At 51.7% G+C, this 17,554-nt stretch carries 18 protein-coding genes and 1 pseudogene; 9 read left to right on the top strand and 10 right to left on the bottom strand.

Going from position 1 to position 17,554, the window contains the following annotated elements; all coding sequences use genetic code 11:
- Positions 1–159 precede the first annotated feature (159 nt).
- A complete protein-coding gene (locus tag ULO1_RS09530; RefSeq protein WP_079906491.1) occupies positions 160–876 on the top strand; it encodes a DUF2935 domain-containing protein in 717 nt (238 codons plus the stop codon).
- Positions 877–906: 30 nt separating this feature from the next.
- A complete protein-coding gene (locus ULO1_RS09525) occupies positions 907–1,527 on the top strand; it encodes a YigZ family protein (RefSeq protein WP_079933455.1) in 621 nt (206 codons plus the stop codon).
- On the opposite strand, the gene ULO1_RS09520 is transcribed toward ULO1_RS09525, so the two are convergent.
- A complete protein-coding gene (locus ULO1_RS09520) occupies positions 1,515–1,760 on the bottom strand; it encodes a PGPGW domain-containing protein (protein WP_079933454.1) in 246 nt (81 codons plus the stop codon). The genes ULO1_RS09525 and ULO1_RS09520 overlap by 13 nt on opposite strands.
- A 137-nt stretch (positions 1,761–1,897) precedes the next feature.
- Between ULO1_RS09520 and ULO1_RS09515 the strand changes: the two genes are divergently transcribed.
- Positions 1,898–2,707, top strand: coding sequence for a class I mannose-6-phosphate isomerase (locus ULO1_RS09515; protein WP_079933453.1), 810 nt, complete (start codon positions 1,898–1,900; stop codon positions 2,705–2,707).
- A 45-nt stretch (positions 2,708–2,752) separates the two neighbouring features.
- On the top strand, positions 2,753–3,571 hold the full coding sequence (locus ULO1_RS09510; RefSeq protein ID WP_079933452.1) for an amidohydrolase family protein: 819 nt from the start codon (positions 2,753–2,755) through the stop codon (positions 3,569–3,571).
- Between the two features lie 46 nt (positions 3,572–3,617).
- Here ULO1_RS09510 and hydF read toward each other — a convergent pair whose 3' ends face one another.
- From hydF to nuoE, 6 genes are read right to left on the bottom strand one after another with little or no spacing between them, the layout of a single operon-like run.
- Complete coding sequence (hydF, locus tag ULO1_RS09505; protein WP_079933451.1) at positions 3,618–4,811, bottom strand: [FeFe] hydrogenase H-cluster maturation GTPase HydF; 1,194 nt, start codon at positions 4,809–4,811, stop codon at positions 3,618–3,620.
- Between the two features lie 15 nt (positions 4,812–4,826).
- On the bottom strand, positions 4,827–6,149 hold the full coding sequence (gene hydE, locus ULO1_RS09500) for a [FeFe] hydrogenase H-cluster radical SAM maturase HydE (RefSeq protein WP_079906082.1): 1,323 nt from the start codon (positions 6,147–6,149) through the stop codon (positions 4,827–4,829).
- A 12-nt stretch (positions 6,150–6,161) separates the two neighbouring features.
- Complete coding sequence (gene hydG, locus ULO1_RS09495; RefSeq protein ID WP_242947928.1) at positions 6,162–7,544, bottom strand: [FeFe] hydrogenase H-cluster radical SAM maturase HydG; 1,383 nt, start codon at positions 7,542–7,544, stop codon at positions 6,162–6,164.
- Between the two features lie 48 nt (positions 7,545–7,592).
- The gene (locus ULO1_RS09490) at positions 7,593–9,305 is read right to left on the bottom strand and encodes an NADH-dependent [FeFe] hydrogenase, group A6 (RefSeq protein WP_200805620.1); all 1,713 of its coding nucleotides are present in this window, start codon (positions 9,303–9,305) and stop codon (positions 7,593–7,595) included.
- A 22-nt stretch (positions 9,306–9,327) separates the two neighbouring features.
- A complete protein-coding gene (nuoF, locus tag ULO1_RS09485; protein WP_078666408.1) occupies positions 9,328–11,199 on the bottom strand; it encodes an NADH-quinone oxidoreductase subunit NuoF in 1,872 nt (623 codons plus the stop codon).
- Between the two features lie 16 nt (positions 11,200–11,215).
- Positions 11,216–11,746 (bottom strand): NADH-quinone oxidoreductase subunit NuoE, encoded by a 531-nt coding sequence (nuoE, locus tag ULO1_RS09480; protein WP_079906084.1) that lies wholly within the window; start codon positions 11,744–11,746, stop codon positions 11,216–11,218.
- 245 nt (positions 11,747–11,991) lie between these two features.
- On the opposite strand from nuoE, the gene ULO1_RS09475 reads away from it, so the two are divergent.
- The gene (locus ULO1_RS09475; RefSeq protein ID WP_078666410.1) at positions 11,992–12,225 is read left to right on the top strand and encodes a cell division protein ZapA; all 234 of its coding nucleotides are present in this window, start codon (positions 11,992–11,994) and stop codon (positions 12,223–12,225) included.
- 12 nt (positions 12,226–12,237) lie between these two features.
- Complete coding sequence (locus ULO1_RS09470) at positions 12,238–12,879, top strand: protease complex subunit PrcB family protein (protein ID WP_079933450.1); 642 nt, start codon at positions 12,238–12,240, stop codon at positions 12,877–12,879.
- Between the two features lie 16 nt (positions 12,880–12,895).
- Here ULO1_RS09470 and ULO1_RS09465 read toward each other — a convergent pair whose 3' ends face one another.
- From ULO1_RS09465 to ULO1_RS09455, 3 genes are all read right to left on the bottom strand, one after another.
- Positions 12,896–13,588: a nucleotidyl transferase AbiEii/AbiGii toxin family protein gene (locus tag ULO1_RS09465; protein WP_159446513.1), complete on the bottom strand. Its 693-nt coding sequence runs from the start codon at positions 13,586–13,588 to the stop codon at positions 12,896–12,898.
- Positions 13,498–13,794, bottom strand: a complete 297-nt coding sequence (locus ULO1_RS15435) for a DUF6922 domain-containing protein (protein ID WP_079906087.1) — start codon at positions 13,792–13,794, stop codon at positions 13,498–13,500. Before ULO1_RS15435 ends, ULO1_RS09465 begins: the two co-directional genes overlap by 91 nt.
- Before the next feature lie 156 nt (positions 13,795–13,950).
- A complete protein-coding gene (locus ULO1_RS09455; protein WP_079906088.1) occupies positions 13,951–14,223 on the bottom strand; it encodes a hypothetical protein in 273 nt (90 codons plus the stop codon).
- 177 nt (positions 14,224–14,400) lie between these two features.
- Here ULO1_RS09455 and ULO1_RS09450 point away from each other — a divergent pair.
- The 3 genes and pseudogenes from ULO1_RS09450 to ULO1_RS09440 all read left to right on the top strand — a co-directional run bounded on the left by ULO1_RS09450 (position 14,401) and on the right by ULO1_RS09440 (position 17,500).
- Positions 14,401–14,974: pseudogene (locus ULO1_RS09450) on the top strand (IS607 family transposase).
- A complete protein-coding gene (locus tag ULO1_RS09445) occupies positions 14,955–16,397 on the top strand; it encodes an IS200/IS605 family accessory protein TnpB-related protein (RefSeq protein WP_079933449.1) in 1,443 nt (480 codons plus the stop codon). The pseudogene ULO1_RS09450 and the gene ULO1_RS09445 overlap by 20 nt, the downstream one beginning before the upstream one ends.
- 152 nt (positions 16,398–16,549) lie before the next feature.
- Entirely contained in the window at positions 16,550–17,500 is a 951-nt protein-coding gene (locus tag ULO1_RS09440; protein ID WP_079933502.1) for an NGG1p interacting factor NIF3, read from the top strand.
- Positions 17,501–17,554: the final 54 nt, after the last annotated feature.

Raw genomic sequence — 17,554 nt, 5'->3', positions numbered from 1 at the left:
GTTTGGACGGTGGCAGAACCGGGTATTGCTACCAGTATGTCGATTCTGCCTGTGGCAGGTTAATACCACCAACTACTCCCCTTTACACTGGCAATATATGCACTATCCTGCCCAGGGGTGCATACATTGAAGCAGAAGACAGGTACTGGGGGGAGGAAAATGCCACAGGAAGAACTAATCTTCTGGCTGGGAATATTACAGGAACATCTGCAGACAGCGAAAAACCGGCTGGCGGAAGGGGAAAAAGCCTGGCGGCAGGAGGCGGAACAAATTCAACAACGCCTCCAGGCCGTGCAGGACCAGCTGCGGGGAGGCTATTTTGTCAGCAAGGCAGATATCCTGGCTCTGGCCCGGGAAACCTGCCGCTGGCTGCGGCGTTTGCTTTATCGCATGTTGCGCTGTCAGGTGCAGGCCAGCCTGTATCCCCTGCTGGTGGACCACTGGGCCCGGGAGACCCGCTTTTTCTGTCAGTTATTGCGGTTGAGTGCCACCGGTAACCCCCATGCCCGCCTGGGACAGTTAAGGGAGAGTTTATTCTGGTTACGTATTTTTGCTGAACACCTGCAACTGCTCAGCCAGCAGCTGGATCCTACGGAACAGTTACTTCAGGCTGAAGCAGCCCTGTTGTTGCGGCGACTGGAACGATGTCGCCTGACTCTGAGTAACTGGGAGTCTCTGGTGGGGCAGGATAGAGATTTCCCCCTCACCCTGGGCCAGGCATTGGCGGATAGCCGGGAAACGGTGCTGGCGGTGTTGAAATACAAACAAAAAGTAGCGCGGCGGGCCAGACGGTGTCAGTTGCTGGCGGTTTTTCCGGCTGACTGGCCGGAACATCTGTTGCGGGAAGGACGTTATTTTCTCAGTCTCTGGCCATAGGAAAACAGAAAGAGAAAGGAAGGACAAGGGATGGACAGCTATCGTTCGGTAGGCCGGGAAGCGGTGGCGGAAATTGTGATCAAAAAATCCCGGTTTATCTGTTATGTAAAGCCTGTAGAAACTGCCGAGGCAGCCCAGGAATTTGTCGAGGCTATTCGCAAAAAACACTGGGATGCTACTCACAATGTTCCAGCCTGGCGGGTGGGAATGCCGGTACCGGCAGAAAGGTTCAGTGATGATGGCGAACCGGCGGGAACAGCCGGCATGCCGGTACTGGAGGTATTGCGCAAACAGGAGGTAACCAACTGCGTCCTGGTAGTGACCCGCTATTTTGGCGGCACTTTGCTGGGAGCAGGGGGCCTGGTGCGGGCTTATACGGAAAGTGCCGTTAAGGGGCTGGAGGCAGCCGGGATTGTTACCTATCACCTTTATCGGCGATTTACCATTATAGTTCCTTACCCGCTTTTGGGCTCCATCCTCCATCTGCTGGAAAAGCTGGAGGGGAAACTGGAAGAACCCCTTTATGGAGCAGAAGTAGAGGTGCGAGGCTGGTTACTCCCTGAGCTGCAAAACAAGCTGGAAAAGGAAGTGGCGGAACTGGGGCAGGGACAGCTGCTGGTGGAATGGGGGGAAAGCTGTTACTTGCCGTAAATGCCTTTCAGCCGTCCCTTCCAGAAACGCAATCTATTAGTCAGGCCGGGATATCTGGCCTGTAATTTTTTTTGCCATTTCCGGGCCCAGGGCCAATCGGGGGCCAGCAAATAGAGGGCCAGCAGCAAAAACAGAATTCCCTGCAGAACTGGTAAAAAGAGACCGGCGATGCCCAGGATTAGAAAAATCAGGCCCAGGCTGAGGCGCAACAGCTTTTTAGCTTTTTCTCTCATGAGCGTCTCCTTCCTTTGGGACTTCTTCACACTTCTATTATGACTGATTAACCGGGCAAAAGCAATGGGACTGGCACCCGGATTCCTGGTCCCCGATAGTATATTACACAATCACAGCACAATCGAGGGGACAGTGAATGAGCATTCTTCCAGTCCAGCCTGAGTTAAAGGAAACCCTGTGGGGCGGTACCTGGTTCTGGCGCCAGGGCCTGCACCAGGAGGGGAGAAGACGGATAGGGGAAATGTGGTATACTGTACCGGGTATGCCCCTGATGGTGAAATTTATCGATGCAGCGGCACCCCTTTCCCTGCAGGTCCATCCGGGCGATGCCCAGGCCTGGCAGCGTGAGGGCAAAAGGGGTAAAACGGAGGCCTGGTATATCTGGTCCACTGAACCAGGAGCGTATATCTATTATGGGTTTCAGCGGCCAGTGGAAAAAAAAGAGGTGGAAGCGGCTATTCGCGCGGGCCAGCTGGAAAAACTGGTGAAAAAAGTGAAAGTGCGGGCCGGGGATATGATCTTTGTGCCTCCCGGGACTATCCATGCCATTGGCGCCGGGGTAAGATTGGTGGAAGTACAAACTGCGGTAGACCTGACCTACCGTCTGTACGACTGGGGACGGGGCAGGAAACTGCAGATAGAGAAAGGACTGGCGCTGCTTAACACTGCTGCTGTAGAAGAAAATATCGTGGTGTCTACCCTGGAACGGCAGCTGACGGAATTGGATTGTCCGGCTTTCAGATTACAGAAACTCAATTTGCAAGGGCAGATGCAACTATCCCCCGGCGGTTCCTGGTTTTTCCTGGTCGGTCTAAAGGGGGAGGGGCAGCTTAGTAGTGGCAGGTGGCTCTATCAGGTGAAACCGGGAACAGTGTATTGGCTGGATTCAACACCGGTTTGGTTAGGAGGCAAGATAGAGGTTTTAATCTTGAATGGAAATATTTGATATAATATAATAATTTTAATAGAGCTAGAAAAAGGAGTACCAGAGATGAAAAAATTCTGGGATGCCCATGTCCATCTCTTCCCGGAGCGAATATTTAAGGCGATCTGGCGCTGGTTTGCTCAAGCTGGCTGGGAAATACCCTTTGCCAACTGGGAGCTGGAACAATATGTGGCTTATTTGCAGAAAATGGGGATGGAGCGGGCTTTTTTGCTCACTTATGCCCATAAACCGGATATTTCCCTGGAGTTAAATCGCTGGGTGCGAGAAGTATGTCAGCAGTATTCGCAATTCATTCCCTTTGCCTGTATTCACCCTCTGGATACTAACCTGGAAGAGGTCATTATTACGGTTATAGATCACTGGCAATTTGCTGGTTTTAAACTGCAGTTATCAGTACAACAATTTGCTGCTGATGATCCCGGATTAGAACCAATCTATCAGGCCGCATTAGAACGGCGGAAGCCTTTGATCATTCATGCCGGCACCGCTCCTTACTCCCAGCAGGACCCACTGCTGGGGTTAGACCATTTGGAAAAGGTGTTGTTGCGCTGGCCGGAGCTGAAAGTAGTGATTCCTCACTTAGGATTTTATGAGTTCGAAAAAGCCATTCAGCTGGTGAAAACCTATCCCCATGTCTATCTCGATACCTCCTGGGTACTGGGTAATCCCAGGGTACAGGTAGCGTTACCTACTCTGGCCCAATTTATGGAAAAATATCCACACCGTTTCTTGTATGGCAGCGATTTTCCCATTATGGAGTATGCACCGCAAGCAGGACTCCAGACCTTGTTAACTTTGGGACTATCGGAAAGTACATTGGATTGTATACTTCGTGAAAATGCCAGACAATTGCTGGAAGAATAAGAGGCCCTTTGCCAGATATATTGACAAAGGGTCTTAATTTTTTGTTTTACAACCCAAAAGGCTTTAATACCCGTTCCAGAATGCCATGGACGGCAGCAATCAGTACCCCGTAGTTGACAATGGGCACCTGGCGACTGCGGGCCTGTTGCAGGCGGTGTAGCATGGAACGCCGGTTTAACATACAGGCACCACAATGGACGATTAATTTAAAATCCTCCAGGTTATCGGGATAGCCCTGCCCGGATGACCAGGTGTACTGCAGCTCTCCGCCTGCCAGCTGATTGAGCCAGCGGGGAATTTTGGCCCTGCCGATATCATCGGGTTGCCGGTGATGGGTACAGGCTTCAGCGATCAGTACCCGGTCCCCGGGTTTTAATGCTGAGATCGCCCGTGCACCTGCGGCCAGGGTGGCCAGATCTCCTTTGTAGCGGGCATAGAGGATGGAAAAGCTGGTCAATGGTACATTTTCTGGCACCAGCCGGGAGACCAGGCCAAAGGCCTGGGAATCGGTGACCACCAGGGCCGGGGGCTGCTGGAGATTGGCCAGGGTTTGTTCCAGTTCGAATTCCCGGCAAACATAGGCCATTACCCCATGATCCAGGCAATCCCGCAGTACCTGAACTTGCGGCAGTATCAAGCGGCCTTTGGGAGCAGCGGAGTCAATGGGGACGACCAGTACCACTGTATCACCGGGCTTGACCAGGTCGCCCAGAATAGTTTCCGGCTCCCAGTTTTGCGGGGCCTGCTCGATCATCGCCTGTTTCAGTTCTTCGATTCCGGCGCCGGTACGGCTGCTAACCTTTACCCAGGGGAGGTCGAGGACGGCCCGGGCAGCAGCCAGATCGGGGTCAGCCAGGTCGCTCTTGTTTAGCACGCCGACCAGGGGCAGGTTGTGCTGCCGGCAGAGGGCGGCGATCTCCCGGTCAAAGCTGGTTATCCCGGTAGTAGCATCCACCACCAGCAGGGCCAGATCGGCTTTGGGCAGCACTTCCCGGGTTTTTTGTACCCGCAGCTGGCCCAGTTCCCCTTCATCATCCAGACCGGCGGTATCGATCAGCACTACCGGGCCCAGGGGCAGGATTTCCATGGCTTTGTAGACTGGATCTGTGGTGGTGCCGGGGATAGGGGAGACCAGGGCGATGTCCTGGTTGGTCAGGGCATTGATCAGACTGGATTTACCGGCATTGCGGCGACCGAAAAGGGCAATATGCAGGCGATTGGCACGAGGGGTTTCCAGCATCAGTGTTCCTCCTGTTCATCCCTGGCGCAGATACCGGGGGGGCCGGCGGCCGGCCCGGGCGATCTGCTCCAGTGCATAGTTGAGATTGACGGGATTTTTGTTGCTGTAGATCTGGTAATTACCCCGGTACTGGGGTGGGGTCATAATCAACATAATGGTATTGGCACCGGCGCGCAGAGCCAGTTCCTGGCCGCGGGGATGCAGGGTAGCCATGGCGGTAGTGGCGGGCAGGAAAACATTCTGGCAGACTATCCGGGTCAGGGCCACTACCCGCAGACAGAGGTGCAAATCCCCTGGTGGCTGATCGGCCCAGGGGGTATTGGCTGCCGGTAAAAAGGGGCCGATACCGATCATGTGAATGCCATCATCTTTAAAATGGAGAATATCGGCGGCCAGGTCCATTACTGTCTGCCCGGGAAGGCCCACGATATTGCCGGATCCGCTTAAAAGTCCGGCCTGTTTGATTAACTGCAGATGTCGCCGCCGTTCCCCGTAATCATCATCAGGATGGGCTGCTGCAAACAGACAGGGGGAGCCGCTTTCCAGTTTGAGCAGATAGTTGTTGGCCCCTGCTTCCCGAAATAGCCGGTATTCTTCCGCCCTGCGTTCTCCCAGACTGAGGGTGATGCGCAGGCCGTATCTTTCCTTGATGGTCCGGATGAGACGCAGGATTTTTTCCGTAGTATAATAGGGGTCTTCGCCCGATTGCAGGATCACGGTGCGCAAGCCCAGACGGTAGATTTCATCCACTGTGGCCAGAATTTCCTCTTCGCTCATGCGATAGCGGGGCAGAACTGTATTATCCCGGCGCAGGCCACAGTAGTAACAGTTTTTACGGCAGTAGTTGGAAAACTCGATGGCACCCCGGATATCCACCATGTCGCCTACACATTCCTGGCGGACCAGATCACCGGCGGTAAGCAAAGCCTGTTCTTCCGCTTCATCCTGCACAGCCAGTAAACGGGCCAGCTCCTCCTGACTCAAGGGTTCTTCCCGCTCCAGACGCTGCAGCAATTCCCGGTAATCAGCGGCCAGGGGGTAGGCATAGACTGGTGACCAGTCGATGCGCCGGGGCTGGGTGGAATAAGGATAGATGCCTTCCCACTCAATGGCTTCAGCGGCCAGGATTTTTTCCACTTCGGTCCGGTGGCTGGCAGCAAAGCGGATGACAGTGGTACAGGCTGAACCTATGCCCCGGGGAGTAGGCAGCAGTTCCGTTGCAATTCCCGCTTCCCGCAAGGCGTGGTCTGCTTTCAACATATGCTGGGTGGAGGCACAGACCAGCAGCAATGATGGCTCTGTTCTGGCCTTAGCCATGAATTTTTGCAGGAGACTCATGACTTCACCGCCTTACAGGTACAGATCTTTTTCGCCCTGCTCCAGACGGCGCAAGCGGTCAGCGGTGAGACGGCGAATATCCTCCCGCCGGATGGCTTCCTGCTCTTTAGCCAGGACAGGGGCAGCTGCGTTGCGGGCAGCCTCACTGCCAAAGTGGAGGAGATATTCCTGTAAAGTCAGCAGGGCATTGGGCTGGCAGACATTCTGGATATTACCGCTCTTGGCCAGTTGCATAAAGCGTTCCCCGGTGCGGCCGCTGCGATAGCAGGCGGTGCAAAAACTGGGGATGAACCCCGCCTGGAGGACACAGGTAATCACTTCATCCAGAGTGCGATGATCCTCGATAGCGAACTGTTCTGTCGGGTCGGCAGTCCGGGCCCGTTCCCGGTAACCGCCGGGGGAAGTAGCCGAACCGGCGGAAATCTGGCTGATACCCAGATGCAAGAGTTCATCCCTGAGGGCTGGCGTCTCCCGGGTCGAAAGAATCAGGCCGGTGTAAGGAACAGCCAGGCGCAGAACGGCCACGATTTTCTTGAAATCCCGGTCGGAAACGGGATAGGGCGCAGCCTGGAGCTGTGATCCCGGAGCCGGACGCAGCCGGGGTACAGACAGGGTATGGGGGCCAACCCCATAAGTGCGATCCAGATAATGGGCATGGGCCAGCAGCGCCAGGGTGTCGTACCTGTGGTCATAGAGACCATAGAGGACGCCCATCCCGATATCATCGATACCGGCCTGCAGGGCCCGTTCCGGGGCGCTGATCCGCCAGTGATAATCGGCTTTCGCTCCCGCAGGGTGCATCTGCCTGTAAGTGTCGAGATGATAGGTTTCCTGGAAAAGTTGATAGGTGCCGATTCCGGCCGCTTTCAGGCGGCGGAAGCCCTCCCCATCCAGTGGGGCGATATTGACATTGAGGCGGCGAATATCCGCCTGCTGATAAATGGCTTCAATCACCTGAACGATATAGTCTACAGCGGCCTGGCGGCCATTTTCACCGGCTACCAGCAGCAAGCGCTTGTGGCCCTGGCTTTCCAGGGCTTTCGCTTCAGCCACGGCCTCTTCCACTGTCAGGGTGCGGCGGGCCAAACTGCGGTTGGCTGCCCGAAAGCCGCAGTAGAGGCAATTATTATGGCACTCATTGGTTAGATAAAGGGGGGCGAAGATGACCACCCTTCGCCCGTAAATCCGTTCCTTCACCTGACCGGCGGCCTGGAACAGCTCGGTCAGCAGTTCTTCATCTTCGATTTGCAGAAGCTGAGCCGCTTCGGCCAGAGTCAGGCCCTGCGCAGTTGCTGCTTTGGCCAGAATCTCCCGCACCCGGGGAGCAGAAGGCTTAGCCGCTTCCCTGAGCAGATTTTCCAGATCAGCTTCCGCCAGCCAGGTTGGAATTTGCATAATCATTACCTCCGATTCTGATTTACCTCTGTCTAATATTTTAACACATTAGCGGCGTGGTTGGTACCTGGTATGCAAAAGCTGGTGGCTCTTGTGACTCAAAGGATGGCCCAGAAACTCGGCATACAGCTCCTTGATAGCCGGGTTTTCGTGGGACTTGCGGAACCGGGCCTGAGAGTCGCACTGGTAAATACCCTGGGCCCGCTTTTGCCGCACTTCCCAGGTGGTAGGAATCGGCTGGCCGCCACCACCGATACAGCCGCCGTGACAGGCCATAATTTCGATAAAATGGTATTCCGCTTCGCCTTTTTGCAGGGCGGTCAAAAGCTGTTTGGCATTGGCCAGGCCGTGGGCTACCGCCAGTTTCAGCCTGCGCCCTTTTAGTTCTACTTCCGCTTCCTTAATGCCATTGAAGCCCCGCACTTGCCGGAATTCAATCTCAGCCAGGGGCTGGCCGCTGGTCACTTCTGCCACTGTTCTGAGGGCCGCTTCCATTACCCCGCCGGTGGTGCCGAAAATGACACCGGCACCAGTGGATTGGCCCAGAGGCTGATCAAAATCTTCGTCAGGCAGATTCCTGAGATCCAGACCGGCTTCCCGCAGCATGGCGCCCAGTTCCCGGGTGGTGAGGACGATGTCCACATCCTGGTAGCTGGAGGCCTGCATTTCCGGCCGCTGGATTTCAAACTTCTTGGCGGTACAGGGCATAATGGATACCACCACTATGCTGGCCGGGTCAATCCCGTGTTTGCTGGCATAATAGGTTTTGGCCACCGCCCCGAACATCTGGTGCGGGGATTTGCAGCTGGACAGATGTTTTAGCAAATCGGGGAAGAAATGCTCTATATATTTCACCCAGCCGGGACAGCAGGAAGTGATCAGCGGCAGGGAGCCGCCCTCTTCCAGCCGTTCTAGCAGTTCATGACCTTCTTCCATGATGGTCAGGTCAGCAGCAAAATTGGTATCAAAAACGCGGTCAAAACCAAGGCGGCGCAGAGCGGCCACCAGTTTACCGGTCAGGACAGTGCCGGGTTCATAGCCCAGCTCTTCCCCGATGGAAACCCGCACGGCAGGAGCCACCTGAACCACTACGTGCTTTTCGGGATTGGCCAGGACGGACCAGACCCGGGCAGTTTCATTTTTCTCGGTCAGGGCCCCGGTGGGGCAGACCAGCACACACTGGCCGCAGAAGGTGCAAACTGCCTCATTGAGGTTATCACCAAAGGCCGGAGTGATATTGGTGTCGAAGCCCCGCTCGGCTGCCTGCAGACAGCCTACCTGCTGCACCTGCTGGCATACTGCCACACAGCGGCGACAGAGGACACACTTGCGGGGATCGCGGACGATAGAGGGGGAGCTGGCATCAACAGGCAGCTGAGTAGTAGCTCCGGTATAGGGAATCTGCCGTACTCCCACTTCCTCGGCCAGTACCCGCAATTCACAGGTACGGTTGCGGGCACAGGTCAAACATTCCTGAGGGTGGTCGGAAATGATCAGCTCCACCGCAGTCCGCCGGGCTTCCCGTACCGCCGGACTTTTGGTATTGACCACCATGCCGGGGCTGACGGGGAGAACACAGGAGGCCTGCAAAGTACGGGCCCCCTGTACCTCTACCAGACAAACCCGGCAGGCCCCGATTTCATTGAGTTCTTTCATATAGCAGAGGGTAGGGATTTTGATGCCCAGCTGGTGGGCCGCCTCCAGCACGGTGGTGCCTGCTGGTACTTCTACCGTTTGTCCATCTATGGTCAATTGCACCATTTCAGTCATTATCTTCACCTCATTACTTCTTGCTGATGGCTCCGAATTTGCATTTGCTGACACAGGCGCCGCATTTGAGGCATTTTTCCTGGTCAATTACAAAGGGTGACTTAACCACACCGCTGATCGCCCCGGCGGGACAGGCTTTGGCACAGAGACTGCAGCCTTTGCAGAGGGTAGGATCAATCACATAGTTCAGTAAGGCCTGACAGACTCCGGCCGGGCATCTCTTTTCCTGGATATGGGCCAGGTACTCATCCCGGAAATGTTTAAGAGTACTGAGTACCGGGTTGGGAGCGGACTGGCCCAGGCCGCAAAGGGAACTGTTCTTGATATTGCGGGCCAGGGTTTCCAGCTTGTCCAGATCTGCCATGGTGCCCTGACCGGAAGTGATCCGCTCCAGAATTTCCAGCATGCGTTTGGTACCAATCCGGCAGGGGGTACATTTGCCACAGGATTCATCGACAGTGAATTCCAGGTAGAAGCGGGCAATGTCCACCATACAGTCAGTTTCATCCATGATAATCAAGCCACCGGAGCCCATCATCGAACCGGCTGCCAGCAGGGAATCGTATTCAATGGGGGTATCCAGATGGCTGGCAGGCAAACACCCGCCGGAAGGTCCCCCGGTCTGGGCGGCTTTGAAAGCCTTACCATTGGGAATTCCGCCCCCGATTTCGAAGATAACCTGGCGCAAGGTAGTGCCCATGGGCACTTCGATCAAACCGGTATTGTTGATTTTGCCGGCGATAGCAAAGACCTTGGTGCCTTTGCTTTTTTCTGTCCCCATGGCGGCATACCAGTCAGCACCATTGAGGATAATCATCGGGATATTGGCATAGGTTTCTACGTTATTGATGAGGGTAGGCTTGCCCCACAAACCCTTGACTGCCGGGAAAGGCGGCCGGGGCCGGGGTTCGCCGCGGTGACCTTCAATGGAGGTGAGCAGAGCGGTTTCCTCACCACAGACAAAGGCACCGGCCCCTAAGCGAATATCTACATCAAAATTGAAACCGCTGTTGAAGATGTTTTTGCCCAGCACACCCAGGGCCCGGGCCTGAGCAATGGCAATTTTCAGCCGTTCCACGGCAATGGGATATTCGGCCCGGACATAGATATAACCCTGCTGGGCCCCGATGGCATAACCGGCAATGGCCATGGCTTCCAGCACACTGTGCGGATCCCCTTCCAGGATGGAACGGTCCATAAAGGCCCCGGGGTCGCCTTCATCGGCATTGCAGACGACATACTTGATTTCACCTGGTGCATTCGCGGTAAATTCCCACTTCAGACCGGTGGGAAAACCACCACCACCCCGGCCTCTCAGGCCTGAGGCCTTGACAGTAGCAATAACCTCAGCAGGAGTCAGGCTGGTCAATGCTTTGGCCAGGGCCTGGTAGCCATCACGGGCAATGTATTCATGGATATTTTCCGGGTCAATTTGCCCGCAGTTGCGCAGGGCAATCCGCTTTTGATAGCGGAAGAAATCGATGTCCCGGAATTTCTCGATCACTTCCTCTGCCTCAGGCCCGTGATAAAGCAAACGTTTTACCGGTCGGTCCTGCAGGAGATGGGAATTGACGATTTCAGCGGCATCAGCTGGAGAGACAGAGGTGTAGAAAGTTTCGTCGGGATAGATTACTACAATAGGTCCTAAGCGACAGAAACCGAAACAACCGGTTTTAACCACTTTGGCCTGTTGACTGAGACCGGCCTCAGCCAGACTGCTTTCCAGGGCTTCCGCAACTTTAAGGCTGCCAGATGAGGTACAACCGGTACCGGCACAGACCAGGATGTGCCAGCGATAACCATCAGCAGCAGCCTGACCCTGGCGCAAAGCCAGCTGGGCCAGGGCAGCTTCCTTGAGTTCATTCAGCTGGTTAATACTTAGCATGAATTTGCACCTCCGCTTAACCTGCAATAGCGGGAGAAACCTGACCTTCCCGCTGGCGATATTCTTCCAGGATAGCAGCCAGGTCTTTACTGGTCAGACGGCCATAGACCTGGTCATTGATAGCGATAACAGGAGCCAGACCGCAGGCACCGATACAGCGGGTGGCTTCCAGGGTAAACAAACCGTCAGGGGTGGTCTGACCGACGTCAATGCCCAGTTGCTTTTTCAGCTCTTCCAGGAGCAGGCCGGAACCTTTGACATAACAGGCTGTGCCCAGGCAGACACCGATTTTGTATTTGCCAATAGGCTGGGTGGAGAAATAGGAATAGAAAGTAACAACGCCGTAGACTTCACTGGCCGGGACATTCAGTTCTCTGGCGATATATTCCATGACCTCCCGGGGCAAATAGCCAAACAGCTGCTGGGCGGCATGCAGTACCGGAATCAGGGCCCCTGCTTCCTCCCGGTGTTTGGCGATAATAGCATCCAGTTCCTTGAATCTGGGGTCGGCGCTTTTGCTGCCACACTTACATGTGCATTCAGTCATAGCATATCCCTCTCTTTCCGTGATTGTGTTAGTACAATTTTTGTCCCGGAGGGACAATGTTGGTCCCTAGAATGGTAAAATAAAAAGGATTGTTCGTAACTTCACTTTCACAAACTAATTTTACATATTAGCTGGCCTTGAGACAAGACCAGGACTAAAAGTTGTAATTTTGATAATTATCACAAAAAAAGGAGTTCAACATTTACTGGCGAATGGTATAATTAAACAGGGCGGAGGGATCAGGTATGAACACGGTAGAAGTGACGATTGTCAGAGAAAAATATCGCATAAAAGGGGAGGCCAGTCCGGAGCAGATTGAAAAGGCAGCTGCCCTGCTGGATGAAATGATGCGTTCGATTCTGGCGGGCAATCCTTCTCTGCCTTTACACCAGGTGGCTGTGCTGGCTGCCTTGAATCTGGCCAATGATTACCTGACATTAAAGGAAGAATATGAGAGTCTGGTGAAAATGCTGCCCTGAGGAGGGAGAAAAATGAGCAGGTTATGGAGGTTTTTGCTGGTTCTGTTGCTGGCCGGATTTCCGGTAAAGGCAGTCTGGGCTCTTGCCTTTAATCCGGTACCCTATACAGTGGTCACCGCTCGGCAGAGTTTACCGGCCCAGGTTCGCCAGGAAGCTGAAAAGCTGAAAACAACCCGGGGCTACTGGCTCTATCACAGCAGCCGGGAGACGCTGGTGGTAATTAATCTGGGGCAAAAGCCCTCGGCTGGTTACGGGCTGGAGGTAGCAGGGGTGGAAGAAATCGAAGGAGTGGTCACGGTACGGGTGCGGGAAAAGGTACCGCCTCCTGATGCTGTGACAGCCGCTGTGCTTACCTATCCGCAGCTGATAATCCGGGTTAAACCTCTGGCAGGCTGGCGCTGGCGGATAGTGTCTGAAAGTGGGGTTGAATTCAAGCTGCTGCAAGAAATAAAAGCCCCGCCGGTCTATTATACCGTACAGGGGCAGTATCTGGGACGGCAGGGAGCTATGGCTTTCAAGGCCCGGGTGCAGGGGAAAGTGCTGGTTTTTCGTTACCAGGGTAAGCTCAATTTCCGCAAGGGTAGCCGGATCAGTATTAAATATTACTGGAATGCCAAGAAGGAGCGGCAGGCGGTAGAAGTACGGTGTCGCTAGAGACTTATTGCTCTTACTATTTTTCTAAATTAGTGTCTTTACATATAAAATAATCTGTTAATTCTTTTTGGCGTTGTAAAAAATATTTTTTGATCTCTGACCAGGATACCTCCCGAAACAGCCTGGGCATTGGCTCTAATTCTGCATCATCAAAATATCCGAGGGATTTTAAAAAAACCAGTGGCTGAAAGGTTTTAACCGGGTATTTATCCGGATAAGCTTTAAAAATATCTTCGAACTTAATCTGTTCCTTGTCCAAAAAGAATAAGTCCACAAAATCTTTTTTTGTCCCCCGTTGCACTAAAGCAACCAGTTTCATTAAGGCAATATCCTTTAATGATGCTAATTGAATGTTTTTGTAGGTAAGCCCGGTTTCGAGGCGGGGATAGGGATAATAGAGAAAACTTACTTTTACGCCGTAAATAAAACAGTGGAGAGTTCCCGGTCCCTGGCTGGTTAAAAGAAACCCCTCAAAATTGGCCAGTTTTCCGGCAAGTTGAAAAGGGTCAAATTCTTGCTCTGAGAAAAAATCCAGGTCTTCTGACCAACGGTGGCCCAGATAAAGAGCTGCTCCGGTCCCTCCTGCTAAATAAAAGGTTTGTACCAGGGAGTGTCTTGCTAATTGCTCAAGAAGGGTATATCGTTCCTTTGACATGATGTGTTCAAACAAACCACTTCCTCCTTTGGTATACCCAATAGGTTTTGCCACAGAATAGCCGTCCTCCTGGATATATTCCGGCTGTTCCTGACTACTTCTGCAATCTGTTCCCTGGTATAGGTTCGGTAAAGCCAGCGGTTGGCTTCCAGATCTCCGTATTCCAGGATCCGTTCTATAATTTGAAACCAATGGGCGGTTTGGTCTAATGTTTGCACATCATATTCCCAAAAAAATTGATGCAATTCCACGGGTAGCATGGTTTATCACCCTCTGGTTGTATTATACTTCAAGACAATCACTATCTTAATATAATTATACCACGTAATTATATTTGCTAATAATATTTATTTATGCTCCTTTACTGAATGGGCACGTAAGTTGAATAACGTGAAACTACAATAGGATTAACAACCCTACCCCCCGGCCCGCAGGCAGCGCAGGGCCTCATCCAGACGGGCCAGAGCGGTGGGAGGGCCTGTGATGGACAATTGGGTTCTGGGCAAATGGAAACTGCCCAGCTTCTGCGGGGGCAGAGGAGACCAGATCAGAATCAGCTCACCGGACTCAGTCTGCAAAACGAGCTGATTTTCTTTTTCCACCACAACCGTCCAGTAGCAGTGTTGGGCAATTCGATGTAATTCTTCCTGCACTTCAGCTGCAGACAGGCCGAGAATTTTGGTGTTCATCGCCATCCCCCTGTTCTGTTCGAGGTTGATTTCATCATATTATACATCCTCCCTGCAAGTCAATTTGCCCTATACGACATACTGTGGTAAAATATTTCAGGATACCGTATACAGAGGAGGATACAACAGTTGAAGATAGTTATGCAAAAGAGTCTAATTTTAACTAGGTGATGATAGATGTTATTAAGTATGCAAAAAATAAAAGAAATATACTTGATTAGTCGAAGGACACTTATAAACTGGGAAAAAGAAGGGTTAATTACTCCTCTTAGAACTCCAAAGGGTAGGAGAAGGTATAGAAAATAGGTATGATAGAAGAAAAACCAAAACCGACTGTAGTTTTATATGCAAGAGTATCTACAAAAAAGCAGGAAGAGTACCTAAAAAACCAATTCAGGAGACTTAAAGAATATGCCAATTTGCAAGGTTGGTGGTATGAAGTCATATCCGAAATAGCAAGTGGGGTAAATGAAAACAGGAGAGGTTTATTAAAGCTTCTGAACAAAATAAAAAAGGAGAAGTTCAAAAAGTTGTAATAGAGTATCATGATAGACTGGCAAGGTTTGGTTTTGAATATCTTAAATTTTTTATGGAAAGCTTTGGAGTAGAACTTGTAGTTTTGAATGGAAAGGAAAATGAAGAAGATGTAAACAAAGAACTAGCAGAAGACTTAATAGCAATAGTTACCTCATTTGCAGCCAGGATTTACGGGCAAAGAGGTGGCAAAAAGCATGATAACAATCCAAACTAAACTTGTTTTTGACAGTGAAGAAGATAAACAAGAAGTATTAGACCTTATGAGAAGATGGTCATCCTGCGCAAGATTCGCATATAACAGGCTTTTAGAAGGTAAAAACAGAAATACACTAAAAAAAGAACTTCAAGGGATTTTTAATTTAAATTCGAGGTACGTAGATGATGCGATAATGAAGGCAAAAAGCGTTTTAGAGTCTTGCAAAGAAAGGGAAGAGAATCCGACGAAGGTTGTCTTTGGCGGCAGGAGTTTGTTTGATAAGCTCAAGAAACGGCACATAAATGGAAGAGCATATAAGAAGCTAAAACTTGAGTGGCAAGAAAGAAGAAAAGGTAATCTCTACTCAAGGGGAGATAAGAGCAAGAAAGGGAACCTGAATACAAGGATCGAGATAGATGAATATGGTACGAGACTAAGGATAAACGTAGGGGACAGAAAGTATGTATACCCCAAGATACAAGCGGGATGGAAAAAAGGAAGGAGCCGGGAGGAATTACTACAAGCAATAAGCACTTGTGAAGAACCATACTCCGTCGAGCTAAAGCTCAAAAACGGCAAGATATATGCTTACTTTACAATTAGAGAAAACTTCCCGGAAGTTGTGGTGACAAAGGAAAATGGAGTTATAGGCATAGACGTCAACGCATATCCGTACCACATAGCGTGGTCAGAAACAGATGAGAACGGTAAGCTTGTAAGTTATGGCAGAATACCGATGCCTGAACTTACAAGCGGCAATTCAAATAAGAGGGAATATTATAGATGGCAGCATGCTCATGAAGTAGTAAGGTTAGCAGAGGAAAAGAAAAAAGCAATAGCAATCGAAAGATTGGACATAAGAGACAAAGGAAAAAGAGGGGATTTTTCAGGGAGGAAATCAAGGAGGATAAGGCACAGCTTTAGCTACAGGTCACTTTTGGAAAAAATCAAGGTTTTAGCGAAGAGGAAGGGTATACAAGTAATAGAGGTCAATCCTGCCTATACATCTGTGATAGGGATGCTGAAGTATGCACCGCAGTATATGATAAGCAAGGACATAGCAGCTTCGTATGTCGTAGCAAGAAGAGGACTAGGATTAAAAGAGCAAATTCCCGAGGGATATATAGCAATTTTAAAGGATTTAGATGCCAGCGAATTGGAAGAATTAAAAGAGCATGTAAAGAGAACGGTTAAGAACAAACACTTGAAGGAAAGGCAACTAAAGGAGATAGACAGAGTGATAAAAAGCCTTGGGAGTGAGCTGGGGAAGGTACTAATACCTCTGGGTGGAACAAGTATTAGTGCTTGTAGCGCAAGCTATAATCTCTGGCGAGTTCTCAAGGTAGCGGTGGTGACGCCACTCTCCCCTGAGAAAGTTTTAAGAGACGTCTCTGTCCTGAAGAGAGTATTACATTCAGGGCATGTGGGGAGACCTGGCTAAGGGCGCAAGTTCCTGCTTCTTGGGGCAGGGGCTATGGGAGTGCTTAAATACCGCTTGCTGGGAATGAGCACTCTCTGAAAGGGCGGAATACAAATAGCCCAGCCTTCCAGACTTGTGCAGTTTTGCACAGTTTGGATGACCAGGACTATTTAATGAAACTGAAAGAGATCTATCAGCTGGCGGTAGAAATGGGAATGGAAGCTGACCCGCGGGGGAAACAGGCAGTAGAAAGGGATTTGCGCCTGACCCGGAAAAGCTACGAAAAACTGGAAGCGGAAGATAAGGCTTTTTTCGATACCGAGTCCCTGACCAATCCTTACAGTGACACCAGGATTCTCTGGGGGGACCCGGAGAAGGAAGTCAAGCGGATTCTGGTGGGCATTGATATCGAAGCCGGTGAATTATTGCTGGCTGACCGGCTGCGGGAAAAAGGCAAGGAAATCGACCTGGTGCTGGCCCACCATCCGGAGGGGCGGGCTTTTGCGGCCCTGCATCAGGTCATGCATATCCAGTCCGACCTCCTCTATCAGTGGGGGGTGCCGGTTAATATCGCTGAAAGCATTATGGCTGGACGCATCAAGGAAGTCATGCGCAATGTCATGCCCTATAACCACCAGCGGCCGGTGGATGTGGCCCGTTTGCTGGAAATCCCCCTGATGTGCTGTCATACTCCTTCGGATAACCTGGTTACTTCCTGGCTGCAAAAATATCTGGACGAGAAACAGCCGGAAACCATTGCCGATTTGTTGAAAGTACTGAAAACCATCCCCGAATATGCCGAAGCAGCCCGGCAGGGGGCAGGCCCTACCATTTTTGTCGGGGATGAATCCCGCCGCTGTGGTAGGATTTTCGTGGACATGACCGGTGGTACCGGTGGTTCGGAGGATGCCTATGATGAATGGGCCAAAGCCGGCGTAGGCACTCTGGTGGGCATGCATATCAGCGAAAAACACCGGGAGCGGGCAGAAAAAGCCCGTGTCAATGTAGTGATCGCCGGCCACATTGCCAGTGACTCCCTGGGCATGAACCTTTTCCTGGACCGGCTGGAAGCGGCGGGGATTGAAATCATTCCCTGCTCTGGCCTGATTCGGGTCAAGCGCTAACCGTTTAGGACAGGACACCTTCAGCCATACTATGGCTGGAGGTGTATTTTTATG

Source organism: Carboxydocella sp. ULO1, assembly GCF_002049255.1.
GTDB lineage: Bacteria > Bacillota.
This window is presented reverse-complemented; position numbering and strand designations above follow the sequence as displayed.